Origin of the sequence: Nocardia sp. NPDC059240, assembly GCF_042753865.1 — a bacterium.
Lineage (GTDB): Bacteria > Actinomycetota > Actinomycetes > Mycobacteriales > Mycobacteriaceae > Nocardia.
Genome location: NZ_JBHZAC010000007.1, coordinates 137,237 through 153,438, shown reverse-complemented (window position 1 = coordinate 153,438; position 16,202 = coordinate 137,237). Strand labels below are relative to the sequence as shown.

General features: G+C 68.2%; 14 protein-coding genes. 8 read left to right on the top strand and 6 right to left on the bottom strand.

Annotation, left to right across the window (positions count from 1 at the left end; genetic code table 11):
- Positions 1-54: 54 nt before the first annotated feature.
- The 5 genes from ACFXHA_RS25745 (at position 55) to ACFXHA_RS25725 (ending at position 6,846) form a co-directional block, all read left to right on the top strand.
- Positions 55-1,689 carry an acyl-CoA synthetase gene (locus ACFXHA_RS25745; protein ID WP_379361606.1) on the top strand — a complete coding sequence of 545 codons (1,635 nt, stop codon included), beginning with the start codon at positions 55-57 and terminating at the stop codon, positions 1,687-1,689.
- A gap of 231 nt (positions 1,690-1,920) precedes the next feature.
- Entirely contained in the window at positions 1,921-3,582 is a 1,662-nt protein-coding gene (locus tag ACFXHA_RS25740) for an acyl-CoA synthetase (RefSeq protein ID WP_379360988.1), read from the top strand.
- A 77-nt stretch (positions 3,583-3,659) separates the two neighbouring features.
- Positions 3,660-4,235: a hypothetical protein gene (locus ACFXHA_RS25735; protein ID WP_379360986.1), complete on the top strand. Its 576-nt coding sequence runs from the start codon at positions 3,660-3,662 to the stop codon at positions 4,233-4,235.
- Positions 4,236-4,479: 244 nt separating this feature from the next.
- A complete protein-coding gene (locus ACFXHA_RS25730; protein WP_379360984.1) occupies positions 4,480-5,964 on the top strand; it encodes a PepSY-associated TM helix domain-containing protein in 1,485 nt (494 codons plus the stop codon).
- 180 nt (positions 5,965-6,144) lie between these two features.
- Positions 6,145-6,846, top strand: coding sequence for a hypothetical protein (locus tag ACFXHA_RS25725; protein ID WP_379360982.1), 702 nt, complete (start codon positions 6,145-6,147; stop codon positions 6,844-6,846).
- Between the two features lie 33 nt (positions 6,847-6,879).
- On the opposite strand, the gene ACFXHA_RS25720 is transcribed toward ACFXHA_RS25725, so the two are convergent.
- Entirely contained in the window at positions 6,880-7,182 is a 303-nt protein-coding gene (locus ACFXHA_RS25720) for a hypothetical protein (RefSeq protein WP_379360980.1), read from the bottom strand.
- A complete protein-coding gene (locus tag ACFXHA_RS25715) occupies positions 7,179-7,844 on the bottom strand; it encodes a hemerythrin domain-containing protein (protein WP_379360978.1) in 666 nt (221 codons plus the stop codon). Before ACFXHA_RS25715 ends, ACFXHA_RS25720 begins: the two co-directional genes overlap by 4 nt.
- 111 nt (positions 7,845-7,955) lie before the next feature.
- Here ACFXHA_RS25715 and ACFXHA_RS25710 point away from each other — a divergent pair, with 111 nt between their 5' ends.
- Positions 7,956-8,561: a TetR/AcrR family transcriptional regulator gene (locus ACFXHA_RS25710; RefSeq protein WP_379360976.1), complete on the top strand. Its 606-nt coding sequence runs from the start codon at positions 7,956-7,958 to the stop codon at positions 8,559-8,561.
- An 18-nt stretch (positions 8,562-8,579) separates the two neighbouring features.
- Here ACFXHA_RS25710 and galK read toward each other — a convergent pair whose 3' ends face one another.
- Complete coding sequence (gene galK, locus ACFXHA_RS25705; protein WP_379360974.1) at positions 8,580-9,689, bottom strand: galactokinase; 1,110 nt, start codon at positions 9,687-9,689, stop codon at positions 8,580-8,582.
- Between the two features lie 469 nt (positions 9,690-10,158).
- Between galK and ACFXHA_RS25700 the strand changes: the two genes are divergently transcribed.
- Positions 10,159-11,574: a diguanylate cyclase domain-containing protein gene (locus ACFXHA_RS25700; protein WP_379360972.1), complete on the top strand. Its 1,416-nt coding sequence runs from the start codon at positions 10,159-10,161 to the stop codon at positions 11,572-11,574.
- A gap of 44 nt (positions 11,575-11,618) precedes the next feature.
- On the opposite strand, the gene ACFXHA_RS25695 is transcribed toward ACFXHA_RS25700, so the two are convergent.
- Both ACFXHA_RS25695 and ACFXHA_RS25690 read right to left on the bottom strand, forming a co-directional pair.
- A complete protein-coding gene (locus ACFXHA_RS25695; protein WP_379360970.1) occupies positions 11,619-12,389 on the bottom strand; it encodes a DUF6319 family protein in 771 nt (256 codons plus the stop codon).
- A 240-nt stretch (positions 12,390-12,629) separates the two neighbouring features.
- Positions 12,630-13,037 carry a hypothetical protein gene (locus ACFXHA_RS25690; protein ID WP_379360968.1) on the bottom strand — a complete coding sequence of 136 codons (408 nt, stop codon included), beginning with the start codon at positions 13,035-13,037 and terminating at the stop codon, positions 12,630-12,632.
- Positions 13,038-13,243: 206 nt separating this feature from the next.
- On the opposite strand from ACFXHA_RS25690, the gene ACFXHA_RS25685 reads away from it, so the two are divergent.
- Complete coding sequence (locus tag ACFXHA_RS25685) at positions 13,244-15,214, top strand: molybdopterin-dependent oxidoreductase (protein ID WP_379360966.1); 1,971 nt, start codon at positions 13,244-13,246, stop codon at positions 15,212-15,214.
- 7 nt (positions 15,215-15,221) lie between these two features.
- Here ACFXHA_RS25685 and ACFXHA_RS25680 read toward each other — a convergent pair whose 3' ends face one another.
- The gene (locus tag ACFXHA_RS25680; RefSeq protein ID WP_379360964.1) at positions 15,222-16,109 is read right to left on the bottom strand and encodes an SGNH/GDSL hydrolase family protein; all 888 of its coding nucleotides are present in this window, start codon (positions 16,107-16,109) and stop codon (positions 15,222-15,224) included.
- Positions 16,110-16,202: the final 93 nt, after the last annotated feature.

Genomic DNA, 16,202 nt, shown 5'->3' with positions numbered 1-16,202 from the left:
TGGGGCCGGGCGGTTCGGTACTCGGAGGTGGTCGGCGTGGCCTCGGTAGTGGAGATGGCGCAGCAGCGAGTGGCGCACACCGCGGAGGCGGTACGGGGATTGCGGCGGCTGCGGGAGCTGGGGCTGACCGATCCGCGCAAGCCGGTGGAGACGGTGCGAACCGCCTTGGAGGGCCGCGTCTTCGGACCGCCCGCGACCGCGGTGCGGCGGGCGGCCCGCAAGTGGCCGGACCGGCCCGCGGTGGCCGACGAACACGGCGAACTCACTTATCGGGAACTCGACGAGCAGTCCAATGCGCTCGCGCGCGGGCTGCAGCGCCTCGGAGTGAAGCCGGGCACCGTGGTCGGCGTGCTCTCGCGCGATCACCGTGGCCTGCTGCTCACCATGGCCGCGCTCGGCAAGCTCGGCGCCCGATTGGCGCTGATGAACACCGGTTTCGCCAAACCGCAGTTCGCGCAGGTGTGTGAGCGCGAGAACGTGCGGGCGGTGCTGCACGACAGCGAGTTCATCGGACTGCTCGACGCGCTGCCGCCGGAGTTGCCCCGGGTGCTCACCTGGGTCGACGAGGGCACCGAGATCCCTTCGGGGGTAACAACTCTGGACGCGCTTATCGCCGCGAATACCAAAACCCCACTGCCCGCGCCCAAGAAGGCGGGCGGGTTCATCATTCTGACCAGCGGCACCACCGGCCTACCCAAGGGCGCGCCGCGCGATCACACCAGTCCGCTGGCGACCGTGCAGATGGTGGATCGCATCGACTTCCCGCAGCGCGGGACCATGGTCATCGTCTCGCCGATCTTCCACTCCACCGGTTTCAGCACCTGGCTCGCCGGTGTGGCTTTCGGCAACAAGGTGGTGACCGCGCGTCGTTTCGACGCCGAACGGACGCTGCGGCTCATCGCCGAGCACCGGGCCGACATGCTGGTGGCGGTGCCGACCATGCTGCATCGAATGGTGGAGCTGGACAAGACGATTCGCGACAAGTACGACACGTCCTCGTTGCGGGGCATCGTGATCGCGGGATCGGCACTGGCACCGGAACTCTCGGTGCGCACCGCCGAGGTGTTCGGGCCGGTCCTCTACAACCTGTACGGCTCCACCGAATGCGCGATCGCCACGGTGGCCCGCCCGGAGGATCTGGCCATCGCGCCCGGTACCGCGGGCCGCGCCCCGCTCACCTGCGAGGTCGCCCTCTTCGATGACGACGGGCGGCGCATCCTGGCCAAGAACGTGAAGGGCCGCATCTTCATTCGCTCGGGTTCGCCGTTCAAGGGCTACACCGACGGCCGGCACAAGGAGATCATCGACGGCTACATGTCCAGCGGCGACGTCGGGCACTTCGACGAGCGCGGCCTGCTGTTCGTCGACGGCCGCGACGACGACATGATCGTCTCCGGCGGCGAGAACGTCTATCCGCAGGAGGTGGAGAACCTGCTGCTGGAACGCCCCGATATCTTCGACGCCGCCGTGGTGGGCGTCGACGACATCGAGTTCGGTAAACGCCTGCGCGCCTTCATCGTCCCGGAACCCGGCGCGGAACTGGTTCCCGACGAGATCAAGGCGTACGTCAAGGCCAACCTGGCCCGCTACAAGGTCCCTCGCGACGTCTTCTTCCTCGACGACCTCCCCCGCAACGCGACAGGCAAACTCCTGCGCCGCGTCCTCGTGGAGTACGAACCGACGCAGTGACCATCCTCGACGACGCACTGACCATCCTCGAGGAAGCAGTGACCGTCGCCGACACCGTCACCTTCGTGGGATCCCCGCCACGAGCTGGGGGGTTTATTCGTTACCGCTGGTAACGGAGACCTCGGCCACACCCTGCGGCCTGCGCTTGCTAGGGTTAGCACCGCACTGGATCTCGATGTTGCGGTCCGTCGGGCCGCCTCGTCCGGCCCGCGACCGCGGAAGGTTGTACCCATGTCACTTGCCCTTCCATCGGCTGGCTCGGTTCTACGCAAGGCGGGCGATGCCGCGCTCAGCGTCAACGCCATGGTTCGAGGGGGTCTGTTCAATCCGCTGCGACCGGACATCGCGGCGCGATCGGCGATCAGCATGCTCAAGTTCGGCCCCTTCGCGGGTGCGGTGGTGCACGGCGCCAACACCCATGCGAAGAGTGCGGCCATCGTGGACGAGGGCGGCGAGCTGACCTTCGAGCAGCTCGACCAGATGTCGAACGCCTTCGCGCGCGGGCTGGCCGCGCAAGGCCTGGCCCCCGGCGATGTGATCGGCGTCCTGTGCCGCGATCACCGCGGCATGGTGCTGGCCCTGGCCGCCGCCGGCAAGCTGGGTGTGCGTGCGGTGCTGATGAACACCGGTTTCGCCAAGCCGCAGTTCACCGATGTGGCCGCCCGCGAGAAGGTCAAGGCGGTGCTGCACGACAGCGAGTTCTTCGACCTCATGTCCGCCATTCCGGCCGACATTCCGCGCATCCTGACCTGGGTGGACGCGAAAGACAATGCGGACCCCGCGATTCCGACCATCGAGTCGGTCTCGGCCGGGCAGTCGACCGCGGCGGTCAACCCGCCGGAGAAGCCGGGCGGCATGGTCATCCTGACCTCGGGCACCACCGGCACCCCGAAGGGCGCGCCGCGCGACAAGGTCTCCCCCTTCATTACCGCGCAGTTCCTGGACCGGATTCCGTTGCCGCGCAACGGCACCGTGGTGATGGCCGCCCCGATCTTCCACGCCACCGGCCTGTCGCAGTTCACGCTGGCGCTGGCACTGGGCAACCGGGTGGTGTTCCAGCAGCGTCGCTTCGATCCGGAAACCACGCTCGCCAATATCCAGAACTTCCGCGCGCAGGGCCTGACCGTGGTGCCGACCATGCTGCAGCGCATCCTGGATCTGCCCGAGGAGACCCTCGCGAAGTACAGCCCGAAGGAGACCCTGCAGGTCATCTTCGCCGCGGGTTCGGCGATCCCGCCGGACGTGGTCACCCGGACCCTGGACTACTTCGGCGAGACCCTCTACAACGTGTACGGCTCCACCGAGTGCGCGGTCATGACCGTGGCCACCCCGCCCGAGCTGCGCAAGGCCCCGACCACCGCGGGCAAGCCGCCGGTCGGCATCCGCATCGCGCTGTTCGACGAGAACCGCAAGCGCATCAGTGCGCCGAACGTGACCGGCACGATCTTCATCGAGAACGGCCACTCGTTCAAGCAGTACACCGACGGCCGCACCAAGGAGTACGTGGAGGGCCTGATGTCCTCCGGAGACGTCGGTCACTTCGACACCGACGGCCTGCTGTTCATCGACGGCCGCGATGACGACATGATCATCTCCGGTGGCGAGAACGTCTTCCCGCAGGAGGTCGAGAACCTGCTGTCCAACCGCCACGACATCCTGGAGGCGGCGGTCGTCGGCGTCGAGGACCGTGACTTCGGAAAGCGGCTGCGCGCCATCGTGGTTCCGGGTCCGGAATCCAAGCGGGACGTGCAGGAGATCAAGGATTACGTCAAGGAGAACCTGGCGCGCTACAAGGTGCCGCGCGAGGTCATCTTCCTCGACGAACTGCCGCGCAACGCGACCGGAAAACTGCTGCGCAAGCCGCTGATCGAGATGGAAGTCACCGAGGGCTAGCCAAAGCCCTTCGGACCCTGCCGCTTAACGGCCGGGTACGAATTCGGTTTGAAAACAAACGTGGCTATTATCAGCGCGTGAACATCGGACCCGGCCGCTTTACGGCGCAAAAACGCAGCGATGCTGCGGTATTGCGCGGTGGGGCGGCCGGTTCGCTGTCCGGGGCACTCGCGGTCGCCGCGCACGGCTGGATCTCGGGGGCCGCGCCCCTGGAATCCGGGCCGCTGATGCTGCTGATCGCCGCCTCGGCCGCGGTCGGCGCGGCGGTGGCGGGCGTGAATTCGCTGCGCACCACCACGCTCGGGCTGGTTACGGCACTGCTTGCCGGGCAGCTGCTGGGCCACTTCAGCATGATGTGGGGCTCGCCGGGCCACAGCATGGACATGCATCATCACGCCTCCATGTGGAGTCCGGCCATGCTGGCCGCGCACCTGACGGCCGCCTGCGGCGCGGCCGTCGTGATTCTGGGCGCCGAGGCCGCCTACCGGATCGGCACCACCGTGCTGGCCTGGGCGCTGCCGGTGCCCATTTCCCTTCCCGCGCAGGTGGGGCCGCCACGGCTGCCCATCGAGCACCGGGATCGGGTCGTGCTGCGCGTCTTCGCGGCCGACGCCTGTCATACCCGCGGGCCACCCGCGTTCGTTCGAGGCTGAACTCTTTTCCTTTTCACCCGGGCACACGGACCGCACGTCCGTGTGACTTCGCCGTACGCACCCGACCGTCGAGGTGGTGCCATGCGCGTCCCGGCGTATCCATGACCGCGGTGCCCGAGCGATGGCAGTCGCCCGCGCACACATGAGGGGGTCATGGCCCGCCGAGGCAGTCGCTGCCCCGTTGCGTCATTCCCTGTATCCGCGTCCCCGGGTGTTCCTCGAACACGAAAGTCCGCTGGTGACAATGACCGACAGCGGTGTCGATTCGGCACCGCCGCCCTCCCCTGCCCCGACGACGGAATCTCCGTCCGCCACTCCGAAACCATCCCCTGCCGGCCAGAAACGCAGCGCGGGTAATGCCTTTCAGTCGCTCATGCTGCGCCTGCACTTCTACGCGGGCGTCTTCGTGGCACCGTTCATCCTGATCGCATGCGTGACCGGTGCGCTGTACGCGATCTCCCCGACGCTGGAGAACATCACCTCCAGCACCCTGCTGCACACCGATTCGACCGGACCGGCCAAGCCGTTGCGGGAGCAGATCGCGGCGGCCGTGTCGGTCGAGCCCAAGCTGCCGCTGGTCGCCGTGGCACCCGGTCAGAACGCCGGTGAGACCACCCGGGTGCTCTTCAGCGATCCGTCGCTGGGTGACTCCGAGCGTCGTGCCGTCTTCATCGATCCGGTGACCGCGCGACCGGTGGGCGACAGCGTCGTGTACGGCAGTTCCGGCGCGCTGCCGCTGCGCACCTGGATCGACAAGCTGCACATCAACCTGCACCTCGGCGATTTCGGCCGCTACTACAGCGAGATCGCGGCCTCCTGGCTGTGGCTGATCGCGCTGGCCGGGCTGGTGCTCTGGTATCGGCGGGTGCGGGCGCGACGCGAAAAGCGTTCCGCCGCTTGGCTGCTGCGCCCGGATCGGTCCCGGCCCCGGGCCCGCACGCTGAATTGGCATGCGGTGGTGGGTGTCTGGATCCTGCCCGTGCTCCTGCTGTTGTCGGTCACCGGCATGACCTGGTCGAAGTACGCGGGTGAGAATGTCACCGAACTGCGGCAGGCGATGAGCTGGAATACGCCCGCGGTCAGCGCCACACTGCCCGGTGCGACGGGTCCGGCCATGCCTGCGGGCGGTGAGCACGACCATCACGGCGGCGGTGCGGCCGCGGCCATGCCGCCGGCGGACAAGGCGGCGCTGACCGACACCGTGTACGGGGTCGCCCGCGCCAACGGGCTGACCGGTCCGCTGGAGATCAGCATTCCGGCCGCTGACGGCACGGCCTTCGTGGCGCAGGAGGTGCGTCGCCCCGGTCAGTACACCCGCGATGCCATCGCGGTGGACGGCACCACCGGCAATGTCACCGACAAGCTGCCGTACTCGCAGTGGCCGCTGATGGCCAAGCTCACCAACTGGGGCATCCAGTTCCATATGGGCCTGATGTTCGGGCTGGTCAATCAGCTGTTGCTGCTGGCCGTCATGATCGGCCTGGGCACCGTGATCGTGCGCGGTTACCTCATGTGGTGGCGTCGCCGCCCGACCAAGGACGCCACGTTCGCCGCGGGCCGCGCACCGCGCCGGGCGCTGGCGCAGACCCCGCTGACCATCATCGTGCCGTTGGCAGCGGCCGCGCTGGTGATCGGCTGGTTCGCGCCCATGATCGGAATTCCACTGCTGGGCTTCCTGGTGATCGACGTGCTGGTGGGTGTGGGAGCCCGCCTGCGCGCTCGCGCCTAAGCCCTTCTCGGGGAAACAACAGCCCTTTCACACACAGCTGAGCGACACGGCCTCCGGGCCGTGCCGCCGGCTTGTCACATCTTGTCGCGGTCAGCAGTCGAGTAGCTGACCGTGTCCATCGTGCGGACCCTGACCCGCACTGACGAAAGACCAAACCTGATGAAGCTCAACACGTTTGCCATGTCCGCTGCCCTCGTGACCACCGCGCTCGGGGTCACCGCCGGGACGGTGAACGCCGCACCTGCACCCGCCGATGCGGGTGTCGTGTACTACACCGCCACCGCCGGCGAGCGGGACGTGGTCATCCGGACTGACGCCGGGGCGCTGGTGGTGGACAACGGGATCTTCAAGATCAAGGCCGCGGACGGGACCACCGTGGCGGGCACCGAATTGTCGGTGCGGGTCGACGATTTCGTCTTCCCCGTCACCGCCGATATTCGCGATCACGTCGCCACCCTCACCCCGCGGATCGACACCGCGCACGCCGTCTATCAGCCGGTCGCCCTGCCGTTCGAGAGCAGCGCGCCCTTCAAGGGCGACTACGACCGCGAGGTCGCCGCCTGGAACCGGATGAGCAGCACCGTCAGCATGGGCGCGACCATCGGCACCCTCGCCGGTGGTCTCGGTGGCGCGGCGCTGGGCTGCCTGCTCGGCGGCATCTCCGCCGCGGGTCTGGTGACCCTCGGCTCGGCCGGAATCCTTGCCGCCCTGTTCGTTCCACTGCTGGGTGCGGCCGGGACCGGCTGCTTGATCGGCGCGGCGGCGGTCGGCTTCGTCGGCACCATCGCGGGCCAGCTGTTCGTCACCGCCCCGGTGGCCATCGCCGCGGCGGTCCAGTACTTCACGACGATCAGCCAGCCGTCGATCAATCCCGCGAAGTAGCCGGACAGCCCGCCGGGGCCATCCCACCCCCCGTTATTTCGGTGGGATGGCTCCGGCGGGGATCGGCAGGCGGTCGAGGATGCGGACCGTCACCGAGTCGGGAATGACACCGCCGGAGGCGATTTCGTGTTCCACGCCGGGGCGGGTGCGCCAGGCGGCGGCGGATTCCGGGGAGTCGAATTCGACGATGACCAGCAGGCGCTGCGGATCGGCCGGGTCTGCGAGGACCAGGACCAGTTCGCCGCCCGCTGCGCGGCGGCGTTCGGCGCCGCCGGAGAAGGCACTCTGCCAGCGGGTTACGTCCTCGACGCGCTGATCTACGACGAGATAGGTCATGACACTGCTCTTTCCGTGAGGGACGGGTCCAGATCGCGGCGCAGAACTCGGGTTTCACGGGCGTGGGCCGGAGCACCGAGGAACCGGTAGAGCAGACGGACCGGGCCGGGGATATCGGCGAGGAAGGCGACGCGTTCGGTGGCGTCGGCCTCTTCGAGGATGTAGCCGAGGAAGACCAGGGAGCGACGCTTCGGGAGGGCGACCATGCCGCGCTCACCGAGTTCGGCCCATTGGGGTTCGGTGAGGATGTTCGCCACGAGCGGCAGCACCGCGTGTTCCTCCTCGTGCAGATGCTCACTCAGTACGAGGTGCAGGCGGGCCGCCGCGACGGTGACCGTTTCGCCCGCCCCCGGGTCGGACTCCCAGCCGGTGAGCACCGCGTCGAGCGCGTCCATGGCGGCGGAAATGCCGCCGTGCTGGGACTCCATGGCATCGATGAGGGCGGCGTCCACGCCCGCGGAACGCAGCCGCGGCCAGACCAATTCGTCCTCGGAGTGGTGATGGTGGTGCAGCGCGGTCAGCATCTCGCGGCCGTGGCGCACCACCCGGCGGATCTGCTCGCCATCGGATGCCGGTGTCACCGCGGCGATTTCGCCGATCAGCCGGAATTCGCGGGTGAAGGCGCGGTGCACCACGACCATGGCGTGGGTGTCGCAACTCATGAATAGGGCCCCCGTTTCGATAAATGCACTGCTGTGCATTTAGTGCATGTGGATATAGTGAATCGCGGTGAGAACACTGTCAAGGCCGGAATCGAGGAAGGGCCGTCACGCGTGAACGAAACCCCGTCGGCGGGCGGTCCGGGCCGGGTCGCCCAGCGTCGGCGCACCCGCAAGGCCATCGTCGACGCCGCCATGTCGCTGCTGGAACAGGGCGCCACGAACCCCTCGATCAACGAGATCGCGGAGGCGGCCGAGGTTGCGCGCCGCACCGTCTATCTGCATTTCCCCACCCTCGATCAGCTACTGCTGGACGCCACGGTGGGGCTGATCAGCGCGGACGCCGATACCGCGATCGAGCAGGCCGACAGCGACGACCCGCGCGAGCGTATCGGCATTCTGGTGGCGGCGCTGACCTCCGACATTCGCCGATCCCTGCCGATGGGCAGGCGATTGGTGAAGCTGACCGTCGATGCCCCGCCGCCCGAGGAGGGTCAGCCGCGCCGCGGCTTCCGGCGCATCCGGTGGATCGAATGGGCGCTGGAGCCGTTACGAGATCAGCTGCCCCCCAGTGCCTTCGAGAATCTGGTGTCGCAGATCGCGCTGGTCGTCGGCTGGGAGGCGTTCATCGTGCTCACCGATGTGCGCGGGCTGGAGCCGGAGGCCGCGCGGGAACTGTGCACCCGGGCGGCCGTCGCGCTCATCGATGCGGCGGTGTAGGACAGGAGCTTTCGAGCTTCAGAGGCGGTGCGCACCGACGGACGGGGTGACGGTGAAGTCGCGGGGCGCGTCGAACCCCTTGTCCACGAATGCCTCCCGGACCGCCTCCCGCACCGCATCCACCCGGTCACGATCGACCAGGGCGATGACGCTGCCACCGAAACCACCGCCGGTCATACGGGCACCGTAGGCGTCGGCGGCGAGCGCGGCCTCGACGGCGATATCCAGCGGTGTGGCCGAAACCTCGAAATCGTCACGCAGCGAGGCATGTCCGGCGGTCAGGATGGGACCGATGCCGCGCGGATCGACCCCGGCGCGCAATTGTTCGGCAATTTGCAGCACCCGGGCGTTTTCGGTGATCACGTGCCGGGCGCGTCGCCGCAGCACCGGATCGGCGAGGCGGTCGGCGACGGCGGCATCGGTCAGGTCGCGCAGGAACGCGACGCCCAGTCGCGCTGCCGCGGCGGCGCATTCGGCACGGCGGCGGGCATACTCGCCGTCGCGCAGGTGATGTGGGCTGCCGGTGTCGAGCACCAGCAGCGACAGGCCGGCCGCGTCGAGATCGAAGGGGATCTGTTCGGCGGCACCGGTGCGGGTATCGAGGAACAGCACGTGCCCGGCCGTGCACAGCATGGCCGCGGACTGGTCGAGGATGCCGGTGGGGACGCCCACGTAGACGTTCTCGGCGGTGCGCGCGATATCGATGATCTCGGCGTCGGTGACGCTGCGGGCGAACAGATCCCGCAGCGCGATCGCCACCGCGCACGACAGCGCCGCCGAGGAGGACAGTCCCGCGCCGATGGGGACGGTGGCGTCGAGTGCGAGGTCCACGCCGGGGATTTCGTGGCCGCGGCGTTCGAATTCCCGGATCACGCCCAGCGGATAGTGCGTCCAGCCCGGCAGTCCGGACCAGCCGCCGGTGGCGAGCGCGGCGGTGGTGGTGTCGATCTCGTCGAGCGGGGCCTGGCGGGATCGCAGGCGCACCATGCCATCCGGGCGCGCGGACGCGGTGCAGGTCATGCCCAGTGGCAGCGCCAGGGGCAGCACGTAGCCCTCGTTGTAGTCGGTGTGCTCGCCGATGAGGTTCACCCGGCCGGGGGCCCACCAACGTCCCGCTGTCGTTGCCATGTCCCCATCCTCGTCCAGCGGTCGACGCCTATTCACAGCGACATGCAGTGCTCACGGCGGGATATCCCGGGGCCGAACAGAGGCGTTCAGGCCGTACGGTTCGATCCGCGGGGAGCATAGCGAGTCACGCGGAACGCGGTACTGCGGGTTCGCCGAACTCCGCTCCGGAGCGGGCGCTTTCGTGTCATGATCGGTCCGGTTGCCCAATTAGTGGCAGCGCCTTTCTCGACCGGGCACTCTGCCACCACTCCGCGGGGACCTATGCTCGTACCGCAACATACTCGGTTGATGATCGGCGGTGTCTTTTCGAGTACTGCTCGGATAAGGGGGGCTGGTGGGAACAGACGCACAACCGGCCGAGCAGTCTGCTCCAGACACGACGTCACCGGACACGACGCGGTGGCGAAACAGAATCTGCTGGCGCACCGCACTCTTCGGCTGCGGCGTTCTGATTCTCGGCCTGCCCCTGGTGAACAACTCCCGAGCCGTCGCCCTGGGCACCCTCTGCGCCTCGGTTGCGCTGAGCCTCACCATGATCGGCATGGGCGTCCGCAAATACCGTCCCCGGCATCCCTTGCCCTGGTATCTACTGTCCGCGGCCGCCGTGCAATTCGCCATCGGCACCGCGCTGCGGCACGTCTCCGAATCCCAGCGGCACCCCTTCGATGACCTGTTCACCCTCAGCGGCTACTGCTGTGTCGGGGTGGCCGCGGTGCTGTGGTTGCGCCCGCGCCAGAACAGCACCGACCATGATCTGCTGCTGGATTCCGGACTGATCGGCCTGGGCGCGCTGCTGTTGTCGTGGACCTTCCTGATCTCTCCGGTCCTGCACATGGCCAACCACGTCCATCTGAGCACCCTCACCTGTGTCGCGGATCCGATCGTGGACGCCATGCTGCTCACCGTGATCGTGCATTCGGTGATCACCGCGGCCCGCTCGGAGACCTCGCTGCGGCTGGTCCACCTGGCCATGCTGGTCATCCTGGCCGGGGATCTGGCCTACAACCTGGAATCGGCCGGTTCGGCGGTCTTCGGCCACCAGATCCAGTTGCTGCCACTGCAACTGGGCTTCACGCTGATCGGCGCGGCCGCGCTGCATCCGAGCATGGTGGTGCTGGGCGGGCCGCGGGAGATCCATCCGCACCGGTCCCGGCAGCGGGCCTCGATGATCGCCATCGTGATGATCGTGGCGTCGCTGGTGCCCGTGGTGGGCTCGAGCCTGGACACCCTGGACCGCGTCATCGTGTCGTCGCTGTTCGCGCTCCTACTAGGCGGTGTGCTGCTACGCAGCGAACGCGCCATCGAACGCAGCGCCCGCAGCGAACGGCGCGCGCAGTACCAGGCCGATCACGACATGCTGACCGGACTCCTGAACCGCGCCGCCCTGCTGCGGGCGCTGCATCGTAATCGGGAGCGTTGGGCCGGACAGCCTTTGGCGTTGCTGTTCATCGACCTTGACGGTTTCAAGCGGGTCAACGACAACTACGGGCATGCGGTGGGCGACGAGCTGATCGCCAATGCGGCGGCCCGCATCCGCCGGGTGATCCGCCGCGACGACGCGGCCGCCCGTTACGGCGGTGACGAATTCGTGGTGCTGGCCCCGCTGGCCCAGCCGCAGGCCCGTCAGCTGGCCGAGCGACTGCTGGCCACGCTCGGGGAGCCGTTCGAGCTGAGCGCGGCCGAGGTGCGCATCGCGGCCAGTATCGGCATCGCCTGCACGCGGCCCCGGGAGACCGAGACCACGGTGTACGAGCTACTGCGCGAAGCGGATTCGGCCATGTATCACGCCAAGGAATACTCGCTCGGCTACATCTTCCACGAGGATCTGCGCCGCGGGCGACCGGAATCGGGGCCGCGCACCTGGCAGCGGGAATCCGCGGTGTGATCGGAATCCACCCTGTCGGGATGGATTCCGATCAACGGCCGGTGTCAGGCCAGGTCTTCGAGTAGCCGACGGGCCGACTCAAGTTCGGCCTGCAACTGCTGGACCTTGGCCTCCTGCGCGACCCGCACGGCCTCGTGGATGGACTCCACGACCTCGGCGAATTCGGGGTGCAGCAGCTTGGCGGCCTGGCCGACAGCGGAACTGGAGACCGGCAGGCCCTTGATGGTGCGCTTCTTGCCGTTCACCACATCGAGGGTCCACTCACCGTCGGCGGTGCCGGAGAGGGTGACCGTCACCTCGGTGGGCTTGGGCTTCTTCGCGGCAGCGGCGGCGGCATTGCGGGCCGGGCGCGAGGCGGCGGGCTTGGCCGACTTGGCTTCGGATGCCGATTCCGCAGCAGGCTGCGAGGTTTCGGGCTTGGCCTCCGGGGCCGCCGGGGTGGTCGGAGCGGCCGGCGTCGTCACGGACGAGGGCATCGTCACGGTGGATTCCTTCCTGATCGAGGTCGCGGCCGATGACGCACTGGCCGTTTTGGGCGGTGTGGCCGGTTTGGGCTGCACTTGGCGGCCCGGCTTGGTGAGGGTCACCTCGGTGGGACCGAAGGACAGCACATCCTTCGAGCCGGTCGGCTTCACCTGCAGGAAATCTCCCTCGGACGGATCACCGAGGGACATCACCTTGCCGGATCGACCTTCCGGAACGCCGACCGCCGCCGCGGTGAACCACACCATCGGCGGCTTGCCCGCGTCGATTTCCGCGGCGATCTGCCGAATCTCGGTATCCGACAAGGGTTGTGGCTTGGTACGGGTCGACATGGGACACTCCGGGCGGACGGGGCGGACAGCTGCGTGCCAAGAGCATGCACCATGGCACCGACAAATCCACATCTGACGAATGCTGACCGTCGCCGCCCCGCAGGTCAGTGAACGTTTAGCTATTCCGAATGGTGCGGCCCACCGAGCATGGCCGGCGCTGCAGATACTAAGCGTCCGCCCCTGTCCCCGCGCAACTTTCGCTAGCGGCCGAACCCTCGATGCCCGATTCGGGAGCATCGTTCAGAGCTGTTCCACCCCACGCAGCACACACCGGACGGTCTGTGGACGGGTCACCGGATCCAGCCTGGTCTCGGTGGTGAAATCCTGGTTGGCACCCGGTGCGACCAGTACCTCGGTGCGGGTGCGTTCCAGATCCGCGGACTCCGGCGTCATGAAACTGATCACCACGAGGTACCGGTGCTCGATCACATCCCGATTGCTCACCACCGCGGTCGCCTCCCAGCCCGCCGCGGTGCCCGTGCACCCGGTGACGAAGGCGCTGCGCTGCATCTCGCCGGTGTCGGCGCCGGCCTCGGCGTGGGATCGATTGGCATGCGCCGCATCGGTGGTGCTCCCGTGCGCACAGCCGGTCAGCAGCGCCACGCATCCCGTGACGACACCGACGAGCCCTCGGCCGGGGGTGATCATGAAGCTCCCATTCCACCGCGCACTTCCGCCCCCGCAACCCTGTTGCGGCTGAGTGGCCGCCGGCCGAGACTACCGCAGCACATCAGCGTGTCGTCACATGACGCGGCAGGCGTGTCGCGCTGGAAAAGTGCCCGTACGCTCGCCTTTCGCGCCCGACCGGCCGCTTGCCCACGATCGATTTCGGCCGCTTGCCTACGATCGATTCTGTGAAGGTCTTGGGAGCATGTCCACTCGATTGCCCCGACGGTTGTTCCTGGGTGGTGGACGTCCAGGACGGCAAGGCGGTCGGCCTGCGCGGCAACAAGGACCATCCGGTCACCCGGGGCGCGTTGTGCGTGAAGGTGAACCGGTATCTCGAGCAGGTCCACTCCCCCGAACGCATCACTCATCCGCTGCGCCGCGTCGGCCGCAAGGGTGAGGGCCGGTTCGAGCGGATCAGCTGGGACGAGGCACTCGACGAGATCGCGACCCGGCTCACCGGCGTTCTGGACGAGCACGGCGGCGACGCGATCTGGCCGTTCCACGGCACCGGCAGCCTGGGTTACCTGCAAGGGCTGGAAGGCTTTTCCGGGCGGCGTTTCTTCAATGCGCTCGGCGCGTCCCTGCACGATCCGACCATCTGCTCGATCGCGGGCAGCACGGGGCTGAACTACACCCTCGGTACCGCGGGCGGCATGGATCCCGAGGACCTGGCGCAGTCGAAGCTGATCCTGTTGTGGGGCACCAATCCGCTCAGCTCCGGGCATCACGTCTGGAAGTTCATCCAGGACAGCGGCGCGTACACGGTGGCCATCGATCCGGTGCGCACCCGCACCGCCGAGCGCTGCGACGAACATCTCGCGCCGCTGCCGGGCACCGATGCGGCGCTGGCGCTGGGACTCATGCATGTCATCGTGTCACTGGGTGCGCACGACGGTGCCTATTTGGCCGCGCACACCGAGGGCTGGGACGAATTCCGCTCCCGCATCGAGGAGTACACGCCGGAACGGACCGCGGCGATCACCGGGCTGCCGGTGGCCGACATCGTGGCGCTCGGTGAGCGCATCGCCCACACCCGGCCGACCGCTGTTCGGGTGTCCCAGGGCATTCAGCGGCACGCGGGCGGCGGCATGGCGCTGCGCACCCTGGCCTGCCTGCCCGGTGTGACCGGGGACTGGGCGATTCCCGGTGGCGGGCTGCACTATTCGACCAGCGGGCACTTCCAGCTCGATGTCCCCGCGCTGGTGCGCTTCGATCTGCTGCCGAATCCGGTGCGGACGCTGTCGATGACGCGCATGGGAGAAGCCCTGCTGGACACCGACGGTCCACCGGTGAAAGCACTGTTCGTGATCGCCGCGAATCCGGTCGGTTCGAATCCGGACCAGCGCAAGGTGATCGAGGGGCTGTCGCGTGAGGATCTGTTCACCGTTGTGCTGGAGCATTTTCCGACCGATACCGCCGATTACGCCGACATCGTGCTGCCCGCCACCATGCAGCCCGAACACCTCGACGTGATCGCCGCGTACGGCAATCTCTATCTGGTCTGGAACGAGCCGGCGGTGGCCGCGCCCGGCGAATGCCTGCCCACCACCGAGACTTTCCGCCGGCTCGCGCACCGCATGGGCCTGACCGAACCGGCGCTGTTCGACTCCGACGAGGAGCTGGCGAATCAGCTGTTGAAGCAGTACGACATCGACCGGCTGCGCACCGAGGGATTCCTGAAGGTCGAGCCGGGTCCGGTGCCCAAGGACAAGCTGCGGTTCGTCTCCCCGCGCGCGGCGGCGGCCGGGCACGATCCGCTGGCCGGGTACACCCCGCCCGCCGATCCCGGTGACGGCCTGGTGCTCATCTCGGCCGCCTCGCACTTCTTCCTCAACACCACGTTCGGCGCGAATCCCGAATTGCGGCGGCGGGCAGGCGAACCCCGCGTCACCCTGCATCCCGACGATGCGGCGGCGCGCGGTATCGCCGACGGTGACGCAGTGACGGTCGGCAATGCGCGCGGCTCGTTCGAGGCGATCGCCGAGGTGTCCGATGCGGTCCGGCCGGGGGTGGCCGCGACGCCGAAGGGCCGGTGGGCCAAGCACACCGGCGGCGCGACGGTGAACGCGACCGTGGCGGAACGGGATTCGGACTTCGGCGGCGGTGCGGTGTTCCACGACAACCGGGTGGAGATCACCCGGCGGGTGCTCGACTGAATACCGTTCAGGCCCCGAGGGTTTCGAGCACCTTGCGGGCCTGGTAGTTCGCGCCGAGCTGGTTGGGGTGGAACGGGACCGCGAATCCGACCGGGCTGCCCGAGAACGGCAGCAGCCCCTCCACCCAGCGGGTGCCGACGGGCTTGCAGGCGTCGTGGCCCGCGCTGCCGTCGTAGGTGTCGACGAACTCGACGCCGGTGGCATCGGCCACCCGGGCGACCATCTGGTGCAGCTCGAACAGCTTCTGGCCCAGCCAGACCGCGTCCGGATCGGAGATGGGGATCTCCGGCCAGCAGCCGCCTTCGAGGCCGATGCCCTCGAAGTAGTCCAGCAGCAGGATGCGGGCGTGCGGTGCGCGCTCGCGGATTCCGGCGATGGTGGCGGTGACCCGGTTCTCGGCCACGGCGATCTGCTGCGACATCCGGTCCACGCCGCCGGTGACCATCTCGTCGAGGCAGGGGGTGGCCGCCGGGTCGAGGGTGACGCAGTCGGTGACGGCGGCGGCCAGTCCCGCGTCGTTGCCGCCGATTTCGAGGGTGACCAGGTCGGTGTTCTCGGTCAGGCTGTCGAACTGCGGTGCGTTGTCGCCCAGCCCGGTGTGCTGCGGCTGGGTCATGTTCGCGGTGACCGCGCCGCCGCAGGTGGCGTCGCGGAAGGTGGGAACGTTGAGCGCGGCGGCGACCTGTTTGGCGTAGTTGTGGGCGCTCTGCACACAGGGCAGGGGTGTGAAGGCGGTGGTCAGTTGGCTCAGGGTGGCGTCCGCCGCCCACGAATCACCGAGGGCCACATATTCGTTGACGGCACCGGTGTCCGGGGACGGCGGGGCGGCCTGGGCAGCTGCGGCCGGTAGGACGGCGGCGAGGGCGGCGGTCAGCAGTACACGCGAGGTCTTCATCTGTGTTCTTCCCCTTGAACCAGCCCAATACCGAATGTCGGACTGTTTTCCCGCGGAAACCTAACAGCTGTGCGACCTATCCGCTCCCCGAAA

Bases quoted from the DNA above. Each gene is read 5' to 3' on its own strand.
- ACFXHA_RS25745 (WP_379361606.1), top strand. From the start codon at position 55: ATGGCGCAGCAGCGAGTGGCGCACACCGCGGAGGCGGTACGGGGATTG.
- ACFXHA_RS25740 (WP_379360988.1), top strand. From the start codon at position 1,921: ATGTCACTTGCCCTTCCATCGGCTGGCTCGGTTCTACGCAAGGCGGGC.
- ACFXHA_RS25730 (WP_379360984.1), top strand. From the start codon at position 4,480: ATGACCGACAGCGGTGTCGATTCGGCACCGCCGCCCTCCCCTGCCCCG.
- ACFXHA_RS25725 (WP_379360982.1), top strand. From the start codon at position 6,145: ATGTCCGCTGCCCTCGTGACCACCGCGCTCGGGGTCACCGCCGGGACG.
- ACFXHA_RS25720 (WP_379360980.1), bottom strand. From the start codon at position 7,182: ATGACCTATCTCGTCGTAGATCAGCGCGTCGAGGACGTAACCCGCTGG.
- ACFXHA_RS25715 (WP_379360978.1), bottom strand. From the start codon at position 7,844: ATGAGTTGCGACACCCACGCCATGGTCGTGGTGCACCGCGCCTTCACC.
- galK (WP_379360974.1), bottom strand. From the start codon at position 9,689: ATGGCAACGACAGCGGGACGTTGGTGGGCCCCCGGCCGGGTGAACCTC.
- ACFXHA_RS25695 (WP_379360970.1), bottom strand. From the start codon at position 12,389: ATGTCGACCCGTACCAAGCCACAACCCTTGTCGGATACCGAGATTCGG.
- ACFXHA_RS25690 (WP_379360968.1), bottom strand. From the start codon at position 13,037: ATGATCACCCCCGGCCGAGGGCTCGTCGGTGTCGTCACGGGATGCGTG.
- ACFXHA_RS25680 (WP_379360964.1), bottom strand. From the start codon at position 16,109: ATGAAGACCTCGCGTGTACTGCTGACCGCCGCCCTCGCCGCCGTCCTA.